The organism is Moraxella cuniculi DSM 21768 (genome assembly GCF_900156515.1).
GTDB lineage: Bacteria > Pseudomonadota > Gammaproteobacteria > Pseudomonadales > Moraxellaceae > Moraxella > Moraxella cuniculi.
On the sequence record NZ_FTNU01000002.1, the window covers coordinates 155,291 to 170,736 of the forward strand.

Below are 15,446 nucleotides of genomic sequence, written 5' to 3' on the forward strand. Positions count from 1 at the left end.
TTTTTATTTGGCAAATTAGTGCATTTTTTGCCAGATTGCTGTTTAATGAATCAAAATCAGCACTTTTAACAAACTTTGATTTACAAAATAAAAATTACAATTTATAATAAAATCAATCATCTAAATCAAAACACGCATGAGACTTACCAATTACAGTGATTTTGCCCTTAGGTCTTTGATATATTTGGCGGTCAAGCCCAAGCCAGATGAATTTGTCAATATTGTCGATATTGCAAACAGCTATCGCATTTCAAAAAGCCACCTAACCAAAATTATTCATCAGCTGGGCAGGCTTGGCTATGTAGAAACTGTGCGTGGCAAAAATGGTGGCATTCGTCTTGCCATGCACCCAACAAAAATCAATATCGGACAGCTGATTCGCCATACCGAAAACGACTTTGCTTTGGTGCAGTGCTTTGAACAATTGCAACAAACCCAGCACAACAGTGCCATCATTCCTACTGTGAATTTCAGCACAAAAAGCACCGAATATTGTGCCATCGCCCCTGCTTGTATGCTAAAACCTGCACTTGCCGAAGCTGCCCAAGCCTTTATCTCGGTGCTGGACAAATATACTTTGGCGGATTTTTTATTAAACAAAGATGATTTGCTTGAACTCTTTAATTAAGCAAATAATTAACGCCACGCGTACCCAGCCTTACTTTATAATGCCTTAAAATTTTTAAGGATTTGCTTTGGCAAAATAACCACATCTGATTCAATTTTAACACACAGCTATCTAAGCATCTTGCCAGTTGCCAGCTCAATAATACAGCTTGGTTGCACAAAACCCAGATTATCCGTATCCAAATAAGCAACGCTGTCAGCAAAATATCCATACGCATCAAGCAATGTCTGTGCTGGTGGCTGGCTTGCCAAATTGCAACTGGTCGATACCAAAAAACCATAAGGATTATGCTTGGATACCAAATTTTGACACAAAGATTGTAGTACAGGGTGGGGTGTAATACGCACCGCCAAAGTGGCAAATCCACCCAATAGCTCCTTTGGCAATTGTGTCAAATCAGCCTCAATCAGCCAAGTTACAGCTCGCTGATGTGTCGCCACAAAATGCTCTGTTTGCTGCTGGATTTGCTCAATATACCGCTTAGCTGTTTCATGTGAAACATTGGCAAATAATGGTAACAATCGCTCAGCATTGTCCGTCAAAACAATCAGCCCTTTGTCAAGCTGTCTGTTTTTTAAGGCAATGACTCGTTTTAGTGCAGTGGTATTAAACGCATCACAGCCCAGACCCCAGACGCTTTCGCTTGGATATGCCAACACAGCACCTGACCGCAGATAATCAGCTACCGCTGGCAGATTATGGACTGATAATATCACATCAGGATTTGACATAATGACCTCCTGATTGAATAATCAAACCCAAAATCTCAAGCTCCATCAACCCAGCCAATAACGAACCAACTTCTTGATTGGTTGCCACAACCAAAGTATCCAAATCACACGGCTTATCCAGCACATGATACAGCTTCGTTAAATGCTCAGGAACCGCCACAGAATCAGGTGTGTCATGATTCACATCAGACTTACTGCTGTGATTTTTGGCTAGCTTATCATCGCCATCATACACCGACACCCCTTGGCTAAAAGTCTTTGGCAACATAGGCAAAAAGTCATCATCTTGCCTTCCCACATCCTCCAAAATCTGATCGGGGTGATATATCAAAGTTGCACCCTCGCGAATCAGATGATGACAACCTTCAGCATTGCTATTATAAATATTGCTCGGTATTGCAAAAACCTGTTTGCCTTGCTCTGCACACAATCGTGCCGTGATAAGAGAGCCGCTTTGTAATGCCGCTTCGGTAACAACCACCGCCTTGGACAATCCAGCAACCAAGCGATTGCGTCTGGGAAAAGTATGCTTGCTGGCAGGCGTTGCTGGTAATAATTCACTGACAAGACAACCGCCATCTTGGACAATTTGGGCAAATAACGCATTGTGATTGCGAGGATAACAAACATCAATACCTGTGCCTAGCACGCCCACCGTGCGACCTGACAAGGCAGGCAGTTGAGCCATCGCCCCCAAATGTGCCTGCTTATCTATCCCCCAAGCCAAGCCACTGGTGATGGTATATCCCGCCTGAACCAAATACTGTGCCAAATCAAAAGTGATTTTTTCGGCTTCGGTACTGGGCTTGCGACTGCCAACAATGGCAATTTGGCGATCGGTGAGCCGCTTAATATTACCACGATAAAACAGCACAGGTGGCGGATCGTAAATTTCTTTTAATAACGGCGGATAATCATCATCGCTCAAAAAACACACTTGATAACTGCCAAGTGAAACCTCTTGCTTGATTTTCTCAACAAAAGCAAGCACATCAGCACTATCATGCCAGCGTTTGATATGCAGCTTATGAATGGCGAGATTTTGCCAAACAGAAGTATCAGCCAGCAAAGCATCTTTAGCATTATTACAATAAGTAATAAGTTTATAATAAGAAATTAGCGAAGTATTGACAATGTACCACAGTGCCAATACCGCTTGTTTATCTGTTAATGATGAATACGCCATCTTTAGCCGTCAGTATGCAGTTATGTGCTGCTTGATAATCTGTGCAACCGCTTCGGCATCATTTGGCACAACCGTTACATATTGCGGCTTATCCTCAAGCCCAATAGTGTGTTCAGGTCGTGGCAAATCAATCTTACCAAGTGCCTCAACAATAGTATCCTCAAACTTAGCAGGCAATGCCGTCTCAGCAACCAAAATATGCTCATCTTCTCGTTGAAGTTGCAAGGCAACCTTGACGCCATCTGCAGTGTGTGGGTCAATTAAACGCTGGGTTTTTGTGTAGATTTTCTTAATAGTATCCAAGCGATCTTGGTGCGTGGACTTGCCCGAAACGAAACCAAACTTTTGTGATACTTCCGAAAGTTTATCTGACAAATCAAAGCCCTTGCCGAGCTTGACATCATTGAACAGCTGAGCAAGATAAGCACTGTCTTTATCAAGCAGTAAATACACAAAACGCTCAAAGTTTGATGCCTTAGAAATATCCATTGAAGGGCTGGAAGTTACATAAGTTTCGCTTGATTGGCGAGGCGTGTATTTACCTGTGCTAAAAAATTCATGCAAAACATCATTTTCATTGGTGGCAACAATCAAACGATCAATTGGCAAGCCCATTTGTTTTGCAAACAACCCTGCACAGACATTGCCAAAATTCCCCGAAGGCACACAAAAACTCAACTTTTGCTCATTATTTGTCGTTGCTGCAAAATACCCCTTAAAATAATAAACAATCTGTGCCAAAATACGCCCCCAGTTGATAGAATTTACCGTCCCAAGGCTGTATTTTTTCTTAAATTCTGCATCTTCTTGCAGCGATTTGACGATATCTTGACAATCGTCAAACATCCCCTCTACAGCAATATTGTGTATATTGGCATCATCAAGGCTGTACATCTGTGCCCGCTGAAATTCACTCATCTTACCATGCGGCGACATCATGAAAACACTGATATTTTTCTTGCCACGCAGGGCATATTCAGCAGCACTGCCTGTATCCCCCGAAGTTGCTCCGATGATGGTTAGTCGCTCATTTTTTTTGTCCAATACATATTCAAACGCATTGCCCAAAAACTGCATTGCCACATCTTTAAAAGCAAGCGTTGGACCATTAGACAACTCAAGCAAACTTAAATTGTCGCACAAAGGGCTAACAGGGGTAATTTCATCACTGCCAAAGGCTTGCTTTGTGTAGGTTTTGTTAATAATCAATCTTAAGTCGTCAGCAGGTATATCCGTTGCAAATAATGACATAATCTCAAAAGCAAGATCGGCATAATCCAGCTTACGCCATTTATTCAGCGTCTCATTATCAATCTGCGGATAATACTCTGGCAGCATCAATCCGCCATCTGGTGCAAGCCCCATCAAAAGCACATCACTAAACTGCATTGGTGCGGTATTACCACGAGTACTGATGTATTTCATGTTGTCTCCAAATTTAAACAAGTTAATCAATTTTAGCACAAATTATAAACAAATGGCGAAGTTTTGCCCCAATTCTCATGTTGCACATTTGGTCAGCATCGCATAATAAAAACCATCACCACCAAATCTATCCAGTGGCAAACACTGATAGCCTACTGTTTGCTTGATTTGATTTGGCAAATCCAACACAAAAGGGGTGGCTTGAGCGTCTGTATTTTTTTTAATAAAATCAATAATTTGCAATTCATTTTCTGCTTTTAAGATAGAGCAGGTAACATACAATAATACACCACCTGTTTTTAACTGTCGCCATGCGTTTTGTAAAATTTTGGCTTGCAATTCACAGGTTGCCAAGATATCTGCTTCTTGGCGTAATAACGCAATATCTGGGTGCCTGCGAATCACCCCAGTTGCTGTACAAGGTGCATCAAGCAATATCACATCAAACAATGACTTATCTTGCCAAGAAGTGCCATCTGCCGCCATGATTGTTATATTTTGCTGATTAAGGTTTAGGCGGTTTAGATTCTCATGAACGCGATTTAGACGACTTTCATCACAATCAATCGCAACAATATGTTTCATGTGAAACTTCTCAAGCAAATGTGCCGTCTTGCCACCAGGGGCACAACACATATCCAATACTCGCTTGCCTTGTGTGGATAATAACGGTTTCAATAAAAAAGCCGACAACTGTGCGTGCATATCCTGCACCGAAACCCAGCCTTGCTCAAAATAAGGCAGAGTCGCAATTTGTACAGGGCTATCCAAGCGTATCGTCTGATGATGCTCGTAGCCAAGTGAAATAATATTATGACTGACACCGTTATTATTAAGAATTTCTGAATATTTATCTATGCTGACTTTTTGCTCATTGACTCGCAAAAAAATAGCTGCCGAATGTCTCAATGCCAGACTTAATTCATCATACACCAAAGGCCAATCTTGCTTTAGCTGCTTTGCCAGCCAGTTAGGCAAGCTGTGATTTTTTTGAACCTTCTTTTGATATTTTGCCAAAGATTGTTGTACCTTTCGCAAAATTGCATTCACAAAACCCACAGCATAAGATTTATTCAGCTGCTTGAGTGCCTCAACCGTGTTATGTATCGCGGCATAATCTGCCGTATTCATATACAAAAGTTGATACAAGCCAATATTTAATACTGCCAACACGGCATGATCATCAATGCTCTTTTTTGCCAAGCTTTCTGCAATGCGAGTCAATGCCCACCATTGACGCAATGTTCCCATCAATAACTCATGGGCAAAAGGCTTATCAGAAAAACTCACCGACGCTAGTAATGTGTCAAGTAATAAAGACAACGATTTACCATTTAGAATTTCTTCAATAATGGTAACTACTTTTGCCCGAGTTGATAAACTATCATTAGAAAGTTTTTTTAAATTATCAGTCATTTATTATCTCAATCAACCATCTCAAAATAATCACCATCATTAATCTTATTTGAATTTGCAATTTGCTCAGTATTTAATGGCTTAGCTCCAGCCCATTGCAAAACTGTTAAATTTATCAAACGCTTCATGCCATCATTAGATGTTCCACATGAAACCAAAATCGCTTTTTTGCCCACGCTCACAATCTTTGCTGCAGGCTCTGTTGTAACTTGATCTTGTTTAATGGATTGAGCAGCAAGCACCTTAATTCTCTCGTCATGCAAATAACTATAAGCGTTCAAAGCTCGAATTTGCCGATGGATATTCTCAGCACTGTCTTGCCAATTAATTTGACCTTCCGTGTTATGAATCTTTTCTGCATAGGTTGCTTCATTATCTATCTGCTTTTCTGCTTTTTTTTGATAATTCGGCAAATCCTGTAAGACGGTAACAATCGCATCAGCACCAAGCAGGGCAAGTTTGTCATGCAAAGTCTGGGCAGTGTCCATATCGGTTATCGGACAAATATTCTTATATAACATATCTCCCGTATCAAGCCCTTGGTTCATCCGCATAATAGTAATGCCAGTTAGCGTATCACCAGCCAAAATAGCACGCTGAATCGGTGCAGCTCCACGCCATCTTGGCAATAAAGATGCATGAATATTTAAACAGCCAAACTTTGGTATACCCAAAACACCCAATGGCAGTATCAAGCCATACGCTGCTACAACCATCACATCAGGACGATATTTTTCCAAAGTTTCACGTGAAACTTTTCCACTTACACCTTGTTCTGGGTTGTATTTAAGGCTAAAACTAACTGGCTGTTCAACAGGGATATTGTTAGCAATTGCTACTTTTTTGACAGCAGAAGCAGTAATTTTTTGTCCTCTGCCTGACTTACGGTCAGGCTGGGTATACACAGCGACAATCTCAATATTTAATATTGACTGTTGTTCAATCAGCCGTTGCAAACTTGTCGCTGCAAACTCTGGCGTACCCGCAAACACGACTCTTAACCGCTTATCACCTTGTATCATCATACACTCTTTATTTATTAATGGTTTAATTGATTAGTTTTTATAAAAAATAAAAATTAATACGATAAAAATAACAGACTGTTTATTGTTAAAAATAACTTAATAATTATAAATAAAATCCAGCCTTATTCAACATTTCTTCTGTGATATTACCAGCTGTATTTTTACCTGATTTTTTATGCAAAAGTCGTTCCAAATATCTAGCAAGCAAATCAACCTCAATATTCACCAATGCACCCACCGTCCAATGATATGCGATATTTGTACGCTCAGCAGTATGAGGAATAATATTTAAGCACACTAGATTTTGTTCAGGCTTAATCATATTGGTTGTCAGGCTAATCCCATCCACTGTAATTGAGCCTTTGTCTGCAGTGTAATGCATGAGCTCGGCAGGGATTTCTATCTCAATATAGACAGAACGGGCATCTTTGGCAATATGTTTTATTACTCCCACGCCGTCTACATGTCCTGCAACAATATGCCCCCCAAAGCGAGTGGTAGGCAACATTGCTTTTTCAAGATTAATAACATCCCCCACACGCCAATTTTTTAAGGCGGATTTGCTTAATGTTTCCCGTGAAACATCAACACTATACATATCTTTAGCAACCGATACGACCGTCAGGCAGATGCCATTTGATGCTATAGAATCACCCAATTTTACATCAGAAAAATCCAAATCAGGTGCATGGATAATCAATTCAATATCACCGCCAAGCTGATTAATTGCTTTAATTTTGCCAGTGGTTTCTATGATACCTGTAAACATATTTACCTCGATTTTCTTGTGGATAATTATCTTGGTTATAGCAACCATTATGGGTTTTTATTTTTACAATAAAATTATCCACAGTTTATTTTTCTGACAACAATCAGAGAAATTTTTTATAAAAAATATATAAAAATCAAATAATTGTATAAATAACAAAATAAAATTTTATCTTATTTTTGATAGTTATACACAGCCAAAATAATAGAAAATTTCACCCGATTTGATAAATTATCACTTATATCAACTGTGTATAAGTTTTTTACAATATTTTAAAACTTCCAATATAAACTATCTGCGATAGATCAAATGCAAATCACGCCCTATGTGGTTGACTGATTGCAACCAAAATTGTTGGCGTTCGGATAAATTATCAATATTAAAATCAAACATCGCTCGTGCTGAACTGCCCAAAATACAAGGAGATTGATAAACAATTAATTCATCAACCAAATTTTGCTGAATGAATGCCGCCGACAGTCTCGCCCCTGCCTCCACCAGTACATCATAGCATTGATATTTTTGTACCAAGGTCTTCAGTAGCGTCAATATATCCTGCCGCCACAATAAGGTGTTATCATCACGCAATACCTGAAAATCATCACCTATGCTTAGTTTTTGACTGCGATCTATCACAACAATCTTTGGGGTGGGTATCTGTGCAACATCCACACCAAGCAGCTGGCTGCGTACAGACAAAGCAGGGTTGTCAGCAATTACAGTACCAGAACCTGTAATAATCGCAGCACTTCTAGCACGCAGCTTTTGTACATCTTCTCGAGCCTGCTCTCCTGTAATCCACTTGGATTCACCAGATGCCATTGCTGTTCGACCATCAAGACTGGCTGCAACCTTCAGACGCACATAAGGCATTTGCCACTGCATTGCCTTAAAAAACCCTCGATTAAGCTCGGCAGCTTCATCAGAGCATACACCCACATCAACAGTTATACCAGCAGCCTGAAGCTTAGCTATGCCAGAACCAGCAACTTGCGGATTGGGATCAACATTGGCAATTGCCACACGCCCAATTTTTGCCTCAATCAAAGCATCAGCACAAGGAGGTGTACGACCTGTGTGGCTACAAGGCTCAAGTGTTACATACGCCGTTGCTCCTACAACATCACAACCTTTATTATAAGCATCTTGCAAGGCAAAAACCTCCGCATGGGGCTGACCTGCCTTCGGATGAAATCCCTGACCGACAACCATGCCATCTTTGACAATCACACACCCTACAGCAGGGTTCGGTCGTGTGGTATAAATACCTTGCCATGCCTGCTTGATTGCCAGCGTCATATAATGTGCATCATCTGCCTGCATGATTGCTGTATTCATGATTCTTCAACATCTTTTGGTAAATTTATTTTGTCAAGCTCTGCACGAAACTGCCCAATATCTTGAAAATCTCTATAGACACTCGCAAAGCGTACATAAGCAACATCATCCAAATCTTGAAGTTGCTTCATGACAATCTCGCCCAATACTTTGCTGGCAACCTCTCTTTCTCCCAGCGTACGCAGCGAATGCTCAATACGACTAATGCTTGCCTCCAGCTCATCGCTGCTGACAGGTCTTTTTTGCAATGGCAACGAAATTGAACGACGCAATTTATTTTGATCATAGGGTTCAATACGACCACTTGACTTGATAATGCGAGGCATCACAATCTCACAAATCTCAAAAGTTGTAAACCTCTCACCACACGCCACGCATTGACGACGACGGCGTACTTGGGCACCAGCTGCCGCTAACCTAGAGTCGGTTACTTTTGTATCATCTGTATTGCAAAAAGGGCAATGCATAACCATCCTTTTAATTTTATTTGTTTAGAAAAACAATATAATAATAAAAAATTAGCATAATTTTATCATTTTAATTTTTTAGAAAAATAAAATAAAACCGCTCATTTTTTATCATTTGCCAATACAAAAACTTGAGAAAATTTTTCCCAACAATTCATCGGCACTCATCTGACCTGTAATTTCACCCAAAGATTGTTGTGCTTGTCTTAAGCTATCAGCCACCAATTCACCTGCATGATAATAAACCAATTGCTCATGTGCTTGCAATATATGCTGTTTGGCACGCTTTAGTGCATCAAGATGACGAGTGCGTGCAATCAGGCTATTTTCTGGTGGATGAAAACCGACTTTTTCTTTCAACAAATCAATTAATTGCGTAATACCTTCGGAAGTTTCACATGAAACATATACAGTTTTTGGTAAATTTTCTGTTTCACATGAAACATAACTGCTGGGTTTTGTTGTCAATAAATCACATTTATTAGCAACAAGAACAAGTTTTTTTGCAAAAATTTCCTCTATATTTGCCTCTGGCAAACCTTCACTGAACAATGATTTTGCCAGTGCAAGTGGGTCATTTTCTACACTGACATCATAGACCATTAGCAAAATATCTGCTTTATTTATGGCATCAAAAGCACGCTCAATACCGATTTTTTCGACCTGATCTGTGGTATCACGCAAGCCAGCCGTATCTGTCAAATGCACAGTCAAGCCGTCCAGAACCAGTGTTTCTTCAAGTGTATCGCGAGTAGTGCCTGCAATATCGGTAACAATGGCTCTTTGTGTACCAGACAGGCGATTAAGCAGGCTGGATTTGCCAGCATTAGGCCTACCTGCCAACACCACATGAACCCCGTCTCGCAATAACTGCCCCTGCTTGGCGGTCGCCAAAATATCATCAACGCCTGATAATATTAGATTTATCTTCTTCTCAATAACACCATCGGACAAAAAATCAACATCTTCCTCATCAGGAAAGTCTATTGCCGCCTCAACATATAATCTTAGCTGTGTTAATTTTTCAGATAAATCATTGATTTTATTTGAAAATTCCCCAGAAAGTGAGCGGATAGCACTGCTGGCTTGAGCCACCGAAGTTGCCGAAATGGCATCGCTGATCGCTTCAGCTTGCACCAAATCAATCTTATCATTTTCAAAAGCACGGTAAGAAAATTCACCCGCTGTAGCCTGACGAGCACCCAGCTCAAACAGCCTTGCCAGCAGCATATTTTGTAATATCATGCCGCCATGCCCTTGCAGCTCCACAACATCTTCACCTGTGAATGAATGAGGAGCCTTAAAATAAATAATCACCCCTTCATCAATCACACCATCAGAACCAAAAAAACTACCAAAATGTGCCACTCTAGGGCTAAGGCTTTGTCTTTTTGTGATGGCACAGCCTATTTGATAGGCATCTTTGCCAGACAAACGGATAATCCCCACCCCTCCTTGTCCGATGGGCGTGGCGATGGCGGCGATGGTTGGCTGTTGAATAATGCTCATAAATATCGATTTGTTATTATTTAACCTTTTATTGTATCACTTTTATAGGAGCAATTAAAATATTCCATCAAATAAATTGGTGCTGAATTAGTTTTAATACACCGTCTAAATTTTTGGTGATTTGCAATTAATTTGATTTTAATAATTTATGGTAATAAAAAACCCCATGAAATCATGGGGTTTTTGGTTTATGCACGCTGCTGCATTTGTTTTTCGATTCGCTTATTAACAATATGCTGATGAGTCATGCTAAACAAGTTATTAACCGTCCAGTACAACACCAAACCTGCTGGGAACCACAGCATAAATACCGCAAAAACCACAGGTAAAATTTTCATCATTTTGGCCTGCATCGGGTCGGTTGGTTGTGGGTTTAATAACTGTTGCACAAACATAGTTACGCCCATAAAAATCGGCAAAATAAACCATGGATCCATTGCAGACAAATCCTTAATCCACAAAATCCAAGGTGCATGACGCAATTCAACAGACTCAACCAACACCCAGTACAGTGCAAGGAAAATCGGCATTTGCAAGAAAATCGGCAAGCAGCCCGCCATTGGGTTTACTTTTTCATCACGATAAATCTGCATCATTTCTTGGCTCATCGCCATGCGATCATCGCCATGCTTATCTTTTAGAGCTTGTAATTTTGGTGCAATGGCACGCATTTTTGCCATAGAAACATAGCTTTTATTTGACAGCCAAAATAAAGCAATTTTGACAATCAAAGTCAGTACAATAATCGACCAACCCCAGTTGCCAAGCACTTTGTGGATGTTATCCAAAATAGCAAATAACACCTTTGAGATTGGCCATAGCAATCCATAATCAACCGTTTGATTTAACCCTTCGGCCACTGGTGCCAACTGCGACTGCACTTTAGGCCCTGCGTACAAGGTGCTATTTAGAGTGATTTGCTTATTGGCGGCAACATTGATAATTGGGCTATTATAACCAATAAAATAATCATTACCTGTTGTGCGTGCAAAAAATTTCGCATCAAAACTATTAGACGGCGTCCATGCAGACACAAAATAATGCTGAACGATTGCCACCCAACCATCTTTACTGCCAACATTTAAACCATCGCCAAAATCGCCAAATTTTAGCTTATTATAAGGATCTGCTGGTACACCCCAAGCACCACCCAAGTATGTTGCCAAGCCAAGCATGCCCTTGTCGTCCAAACCTGGATCTGAACTGCCATCACGCTTTAATTGTGCGTACATTTGCCCTTGCCAAGGCTTGGTTGAATTATTGTTAATATTGTAGCTTAAATTAATAGGATATTGACCTGCATTAAATGTATAAGTTTTGGTAATTGTTACCCCATCTTTTTGCAGAACCAATGGCACTTGCAACGAGCCTGCTGCAGGATTTAGCTCGTAACTGCTGCGAGAACTGCTATAAACCGCACGACCTTCGGCAGTATCCACACCATCTTTGCCAGTCAGACCAGACTGTGCCACATAAGTACGCGTGGCGTTCTGTTCAAGCAGTACAAAAGACTCACTACTGTCCTTGGTTGCATTGTATTGCTTGAGTGCAGCATAAACAATATCCCCGCCAACAGGGTTGATTTTTATGTCATACAAATCTGTGCTAACGCTGATAAGATTGCCTTGCTGATTGGTTGAATCTGCCACAGTGCCAGCAGTCAGCGTTGGTACATCGCCAGCAGCTTGACTGCTTGGTATATCCGTATTGCTGCTTTGTGTTGCCACAGGCTGAGTTGTTGCAGGCTTGCCTGCATAATCATCACGCCAAGCCAAAATCAGCAAATACGCCGTAATCAGCATCGCCACAATGATTAAAATCCTAAGAATTTTTTGCATAAAATTAATCCACGAGCTATAAAATAAAAGCCAATTTATCTCAAAACTTTCTATTGTACTAAAAATAATTTAAAAATCCTAGAAAAACCAGCTCTTAGCAGGGTAAATATAAAAAATCCGCCCATTTGGTATGATATTTTATTAAAATTATTTAATCAAAATTTATTTATTCATTAAGAAATTTAATCTAGCAACATAACTGGTGTTATCACAGGCGACCTTACACACAGTTAATGATGAAATCTGATAATGGTAACGATACAGCGGCAGAGGAACAAAATCAACACCCGAACCACCCCAAGGGTGGCAGCTTGCAACACGGCGTATCACCAACCACAAGCCTTTGGTTGTATCATGCCATAACATCGCTTGCTTGCCATACAACGAACAGCTGGGATAATAACGACATCTGGCAGGGATTATGATACTGATATATCGCCGATAACTATTGATAATCCACAAAATTAGATTTTTTATCATATCTTATCAATTATAAAATTTCACAATTTTTCAATTCTGTACATCTTTTTAATTTTTCTAAATAATTCGGTGATTTCTTGGGCGATATCAAACTCTCTTTGATAGCCAGATTTAACAATCACCACCATATCAATTGGCAAAATATCATCTCTAACATGGCGAAAATTCTCACGCACCAGCCGTTTCAGACGATTGCGATCAACGGCATTTTTGAGCTTTTTTTTGGTGATGGCAAGCCCAAGTCGTGCTTGTGGGCATATTGATTCACCAACAAAAATCAACAAATGTGTGCTGTGAATTTTTTTTATTGGCTTATCAAACACCGCCTTAAATTCGGCAGGTTTTAATAATCGATGCTGTTTTTGAAAATTGGTCATTTTTTTCTGATGATTGTTATTTATCGTGATATACTTGTCAGGCTTGATTTTATGTTGCCACAAACCACTTTGGTTATTTTAGAAAATTTTAGGCACAAAAAAGCACCGCAAATTCGGTGCTTTTGATTTTCGCTTATACGGTCAAGCGATGACGACCTTTTGCACGACGGCGAGCCAAGACTTGACGGCCTTTTTTGGTTGCCATGCGAGCACGAAAACCATGAGTGCGTTTGCGTTTTAAAACGCTTGGTTGAAATGTACGCTTCATAATTCACCTTAAGATGTTGATGCTTGAAAAGCAAGCGGTGTTGTTCGTAGTACGACAAACAACAATGATAATTAACTAGTTAATGTTTTCACTCTAAAAGATAGAAAACCTTTTAATTATAACAAAATAAAATTATTAGGTCAATATTTAAAAAATTAACAGCTGATTTTAAGATTACTGCCTTAAAATTTTATCTTTATTTTCGGCTAGAAAATTTATATTGTTTTTGTTAGTTGCTAATTTTTCAAAAAAAGTTATCCACAGATTTGTAATCGAGCTATTATTAAAACATATAGATAAATATAATAATAATAAAGCTAAAAAATTTTGTGGAAAACTTAATTTTTTTAATAAAAATCATATATTTATATTGTGGAAATTAATGTTAATAATTTGTTTTATTTTTGGGGAAAATTGGCAATTTTAAGTTATCCACAGAGTTATTCATAAAGTTATCCACAAAAATAATGCTTGCTATTTGGGTAAAATATGGTACTATTTGCTCACGCTTGTAATGAGTTTAAACAGGCGATGGTTATATTGATTAAAATACAGCCAAGCAGATAAGCGGTAGGCTGATTGATAAAAGATAAAATTGTAGGGCAGGTTATGAATCAGGTTGAAAATGAGGTATTATGGCGGCAGTGTCAGACCGAACTGCGATTTGTCTTGGAAGAAAAAGAATATTATCAGTGGATTGAGCAGTTAAAAGCAGAAATTGATGGCAATGAGTTGGTATTGCTTGCTGTCAATCCAATGTGGGCAAAACACTTAAGAAATAATTATTTAGAAAAAATTACCGAGGTTGTTCAAAAAATCAGTCAAGGAATAATACAGTCAGTTCGTGTCGATGTTATGGTAAATACCACGCCGACCAAATCTGACAATCAGGCGGCAAGCAACAAAACCGCAAAGAAAAAAAATTCCGTTGAAGGGCTGCCAATTGATCCTGCTTTTACCTTTGATACCTTTGTTAAAGGAAAGTCAAATTCTATGGCGTATAATGCCTGTAATGAGTTGTCCAAAAGAGACAGTAATCACAATTATGGTCCAATTTTTATTTATGGTTCATCAGGGCTTGGTAAGACGCACTTGATGCAGGCGGTTGCCCATCGCTATCATAGATACGAGAAGTCTTTTTGTTATTTTACAAAAGATCATTTTTATAGTCAGATAGTCAAGGCGTTTAATGCAAAAAAAATCGATCAATTGATAAAAAATATATGTCAGCATGATTTACTGATTATTGATGATGTGCATATGTTTGGTGTCAAAACAGGGCCAAAAGTCTACGATGTTTTGATGAATTTGGTTGATGATTTTTCTACCCATGGCAAGCAAAAACAGCTGATTCTTGCCTCGGATAAACCGCCTTCACAGCTTGATAGCTTTGGCGATCGTGGTATTTCCAGATTATCTGCCTTTTTGCAATTGGCGATTGAACCGCCAGATATGGATATGCGGGTGCAAATTTTGGAAAAAAAGGCAGCTGTGCTGGATCTTGATTTGCCAAAAGATTGTGCGTTTTATATGGCTCAAAACCTACCACCTGATGTGCGAGGGCTTGAGGGTGCATTAAAAAATGTGCAATTGGCAGCGGCAAGTTTAATGGGTAATGAACCCATTAGCATTGAGCTTGTAAAGCGTGCGATCAAAGGTCAAATACAGGTGCGTATCCAAGCACTAAATGCTGAAAATATCCGAGATTTGGTGGCAAAATATTATGATGTATCGCCAAAGGATTTGATTGGTAAAAAGCGATCTCGCCAAATTGCCCGCCCAAGACAGATGGCAATGGCATTGATTCGCGAACTTACCAGAGACAGCTTTCCTGAGATTGGACAAGTATTTGGTGGGCGAGATCATACCACTGTCATGCATGCCTGTGAAAAGATTCATGAACTAAGAGAGATTGATGCTAGTATTGAAAAAGACTATCATTCGCTAAAAATGATGCTTGAATATGTCTAAGGGCAGGTTTGTTTACTA

The 15,446-nt window shown here is 39.5% G+C and carries 15 protein-coding genes; 2 read left to right on the forward strand and 13 right to left on the reverse strand.

Annotation, left to right across the window (positions count from 1 at the left end; all coding sequences use genetic code 11):
• Nucleotides 1-136: 136 nt before the first annotated feature.
• Complete coding sequence (locus BW928_RS02335) at nt 137-628, forward strand: Rrf2 family transcriptional regulator (protein WP_076554624.1); 492 nt, start codon at nt 137-139, stop codon at nt 626-628.
• A 107-nt stretch (nt 629-735) separates the two neighbouring features.
• On the opposite strand, the gene BW928_RS02340 is transcribed toward BW928_RS02335, so the two are convergent.
• The 13 genes from BW928_RS02340 to rpmH form a co-directional block, all read right to left on the reverse strand.
• Nucleotides 736-1,359, reverse strand: a complete 624-nt coding sequence (locus BW928_RS02340) for an L-threonylcarbamoyladenylate synthase (protein ID WP_076554625.1) — start codon at nt 1,357-1,359, stop codon at nt 736-738.
• Nucleotides 1,346-2,545 carry a DNA-processing protein DprA gene (gene dprA / locus BW928_RS02345; protein WP_076554626.1) on the reverse strand — a complete coding sequence of 400 codons (1,200 nt, stop codon included), beginning with the start codon at nt 2,543-2,545 and terminating at the stop codon, nt 1,346-1,348. The genes BW928_RS02340 and dprA overlap by 14 nt, the downstream gene beginning before the upstream one ends.
• 9 nt (nt 2,546-2,554) lie before the next feature.
• Nucleotides 2,555-3,970, reverse strand: a complete 1,416-nt coding sequence (gene thrC, locus BW928_RS02350; protein ID WP_076554627.1) for a threonine synthase — start codon at nt 3,968-3,970, stop codon at nt 2,555-2,557.
• A 75-nt stretch (nt 3,971-4,045) separates the two neighbouring features.
• Complete coding sequence (gene rsmB, locus BW928_RS02355) at nt 4,046-5,386, reverse strand: 16S rRNA (cytosine(967)-C(5))-methyltransferase RsmB (protein ID WP_076554628.1); 1,341 nt, start codon at nt 5,384-5,386, stop codon at nt 4,046-4,048.
• An 8-nt stretch (nt 5,387-5,394) separates the two neighbouring features.
• Entirely contained in the window at nt 5,395-6,411 is a 1,017-nt protein-coding gene (gene fmt, locus BW928_RS02360) for a methionyl-tRNA formyltransferase (protein ID WP_076554629.1), read from the reverse strand.
• A 103-nt stretch (nt 6,412-6,514) separates the two neighbouring features.
• Complete coding sequence (locus BW928_RS02365) at nt 6,515-7,180, reverse strand: riboflavin synthase (RefSeq protein WP_076554630.1); 666 nt, start codon at nt 7,178-7,180, stop codon at nt 6,515-6,517.
• 291 nt (nt 7,181-7,471) lie between these two features.
• Nucleotides 7,472-8,518, reverse strand: coding sequence for a bifunctional diaminohydroxyphosphoribosylaminopyrimidine deaminase/5-amino-6-(5-phosphoribosylamino)uracil reductase RibD (gene ribD, locus BW928_RS02370; RefSeq protein ID WP_076554631.1), 1,047 nt, complete (start codon nt 8,516-8,518; stop codon nt 7,472-7,474).
• The gene (gene nrdR, locus BW928_RS02375; RefSeq protein WP_076554632.1) at nt 8,515-8,985 is read right to left on the reverse strand and encodes a transcriptional regulator NrdR; all 471 of its coding nucleotides are present in this window, start codon (nt 8,983-8,985) and stop codon (nt 8,515-8,517) included. The genes ribD and nrdR overlap by 4 nt, the downstream gene beginning before the upstream one ends.
• A gap of 111 nt (nt 8,986-9,096) precedes the next feature.
• Nucleotides 9,097-10,500: a tRNA uridine-5-carboxymethylaminomethyl(34) synthesis GTPase MnmE gene (gene mnmE, locus BW928_RS02380; RefSeq protein ID WP_143821456.1), complete on the reverse strand. Its 1,404-nt coding sequence runs from the start codon at nt 10,498-10,500 to the stop codon at nt 9,097-9,099.
• A 182-nt stretch (nt 10,501-10,682) separates the two neighbouring features.
• Nucleotides 10,683-12,332: a membrane protein insertase YidC gene (gene yidC, locus BW928_RS02385; protein WP_076554634.1), complete on the reverse strand. Its 1,650-nt coding sequence runs from the start codon at nt 12,330-12,332 to the stop codon at nt 10,683-10,685.
• A gap of 162 nt (nt 12,333-12,494) precedes the next feature.
• On the reverse strand, nt 12,495-12,812 hold the full coding sequence (gene yidD / locus BW928_RS02390) for a membrane protein insertion efficiency factor YidD (RefSeq protein WP_076554635.1): 318 nt from the start codon (nt 12,810-12,812) through the stop codon (nt 12,495-12,497).
• Nucleotides 12,813-12,832: 20 nt separating this feature from the next.
• A complete protein-coding gene (rnpA, locus tag BW928_RS02395; protein ID WP_076554636.1) occupies nt 12,833-13,189 on the reverse strand; it encodes a ribonuclease P protein component in 357 nt (118 codons plus the stop codon).
• Nucleotides 13,190-13,322: 133 nt separating this feature from the next.
• Nucleotides 13,323-13,457, reverse strand: coding sequence for a 50S ribosomal protein L34 (rpmH, locus tag BW928_RS02400; RefSeq protein WP_003662232.1), 135 nt, complete (start codon nt 13,455-13,457; stop codon nt 13,323-13,325).
• Nucleotides 13,458-14,066: 609 nt separating this feature from the next.
• On the opposite strand from rpmH, the gene dnaA reads away from it, so the two are divergent.
• Nucleotides 14,067-15,428, forward strand: a complete 1,362-nt coding sequence (gene dnaA / locus BW928_RS02405) for a chromosomal replication initiator protein DnaA (RefSeq protein WP_076554637.1) — start codon at nt 14,067-14,069, stop codon at nt 15,426-15,428.
• Nucleotides 15,429-15,446 lie beyond the last annotated feature (18 nt).

Excerpts from the sequence above, each read along its gene's own strand:
- BW928_RS02335 (WP_076554624.1), top strand. The coding sequence starts at position 137 with ATGAGACTTACCAATTACAGTGATTTTGCCCTTAGGTCTTTGATATAT.
- BW928_RS02340 (WP_076554625.1), bottom strand. The coding sequence starts at position 1,359 with ATGTCAAATCCTGATGTGATATTATCAGTCCATAATCTGCCAGCGGTA.
- dprA (WP_076554626.1), bottom strand. The coding sequence starts at position 2,545 with ATGGCGTATTCATCATTAACAGATAAACAAGCGGTATTGGCACTGTGG.
- thrC (WP_076554627.1), bottom strand. The coding sequence starts at position 3,970 with ATGAAATACATCAGTACTCGTGGTAATACCGCACCAATGCAGTTTAGT.
- rsmB (WP_076554628.1), bottom strand. The coding sequence starts at position 5,386 with ATGACTGATAATTTAAAAAAACTTTCTAATGATAGTTTATCAACTCGG.
- fmt (WP_076554629.1), bottom strand. The coding sequence starts at position 6,411 with ATGATGATACAAGGTGATAAGCGGTTAAGAGTCGTGTTTGCGGGTACG.
- BW928_RS02365 (WP_076554630.1), bottom strand. The coding sequence starts at position 7,180 with ATGTTTACAGGTATCATAGAAACCACTGGCAAAATTAAAGCAATTAAT.
- ribD (WP_076554631.1), bottom strand. The coding sequence starts at position 8,518 with ATGAATACAGCAATCATGCAGGCAGATGATGCACATTATATGACGCTG.
- nrdR (WP_076554632.1), bottom strand. The coding sequence starts at position 8,985 with ATGCATTGCCCTTTTTGCAATACAGATGATACAAAAGTAACCGACTCT.
- yidC (WP_076554634.1), bottom strand. The coding sequence starts at position 12,332 with ATGCAAAAAATTCTTAGGATTTTAATCATTGTGGCGATGCTGATTACG.
- yidD (WP_076554635.1), bottom strand. The coding sequence starts at position 12,812 with ATGATAAAAAATCTAATTTTGTGGATTATCAATAGTTATCGGCGATAT.
- rnpA (WP_076554636.1), bottom strand. The coding sequence starts at position 13,189 with ATGACCAATTTTCAAAAACAGCATCGATTATTAAAACCTGCCGAATTT.
- rpmH (WP_003662232.1), bottom strand. The coding sequence starts at position 13,457 with ATGAAGCGTACATTTCAACCAAGCGTTTTAAAACGCAAACGCACTCAT.
- dnaA (WP_076554637.1), top strand. The coding sequence starts at position 14,067 with ATGAATCAGGTTGAAAATGAGGTATTATGGCGGCAGTGTCAGACCGAA.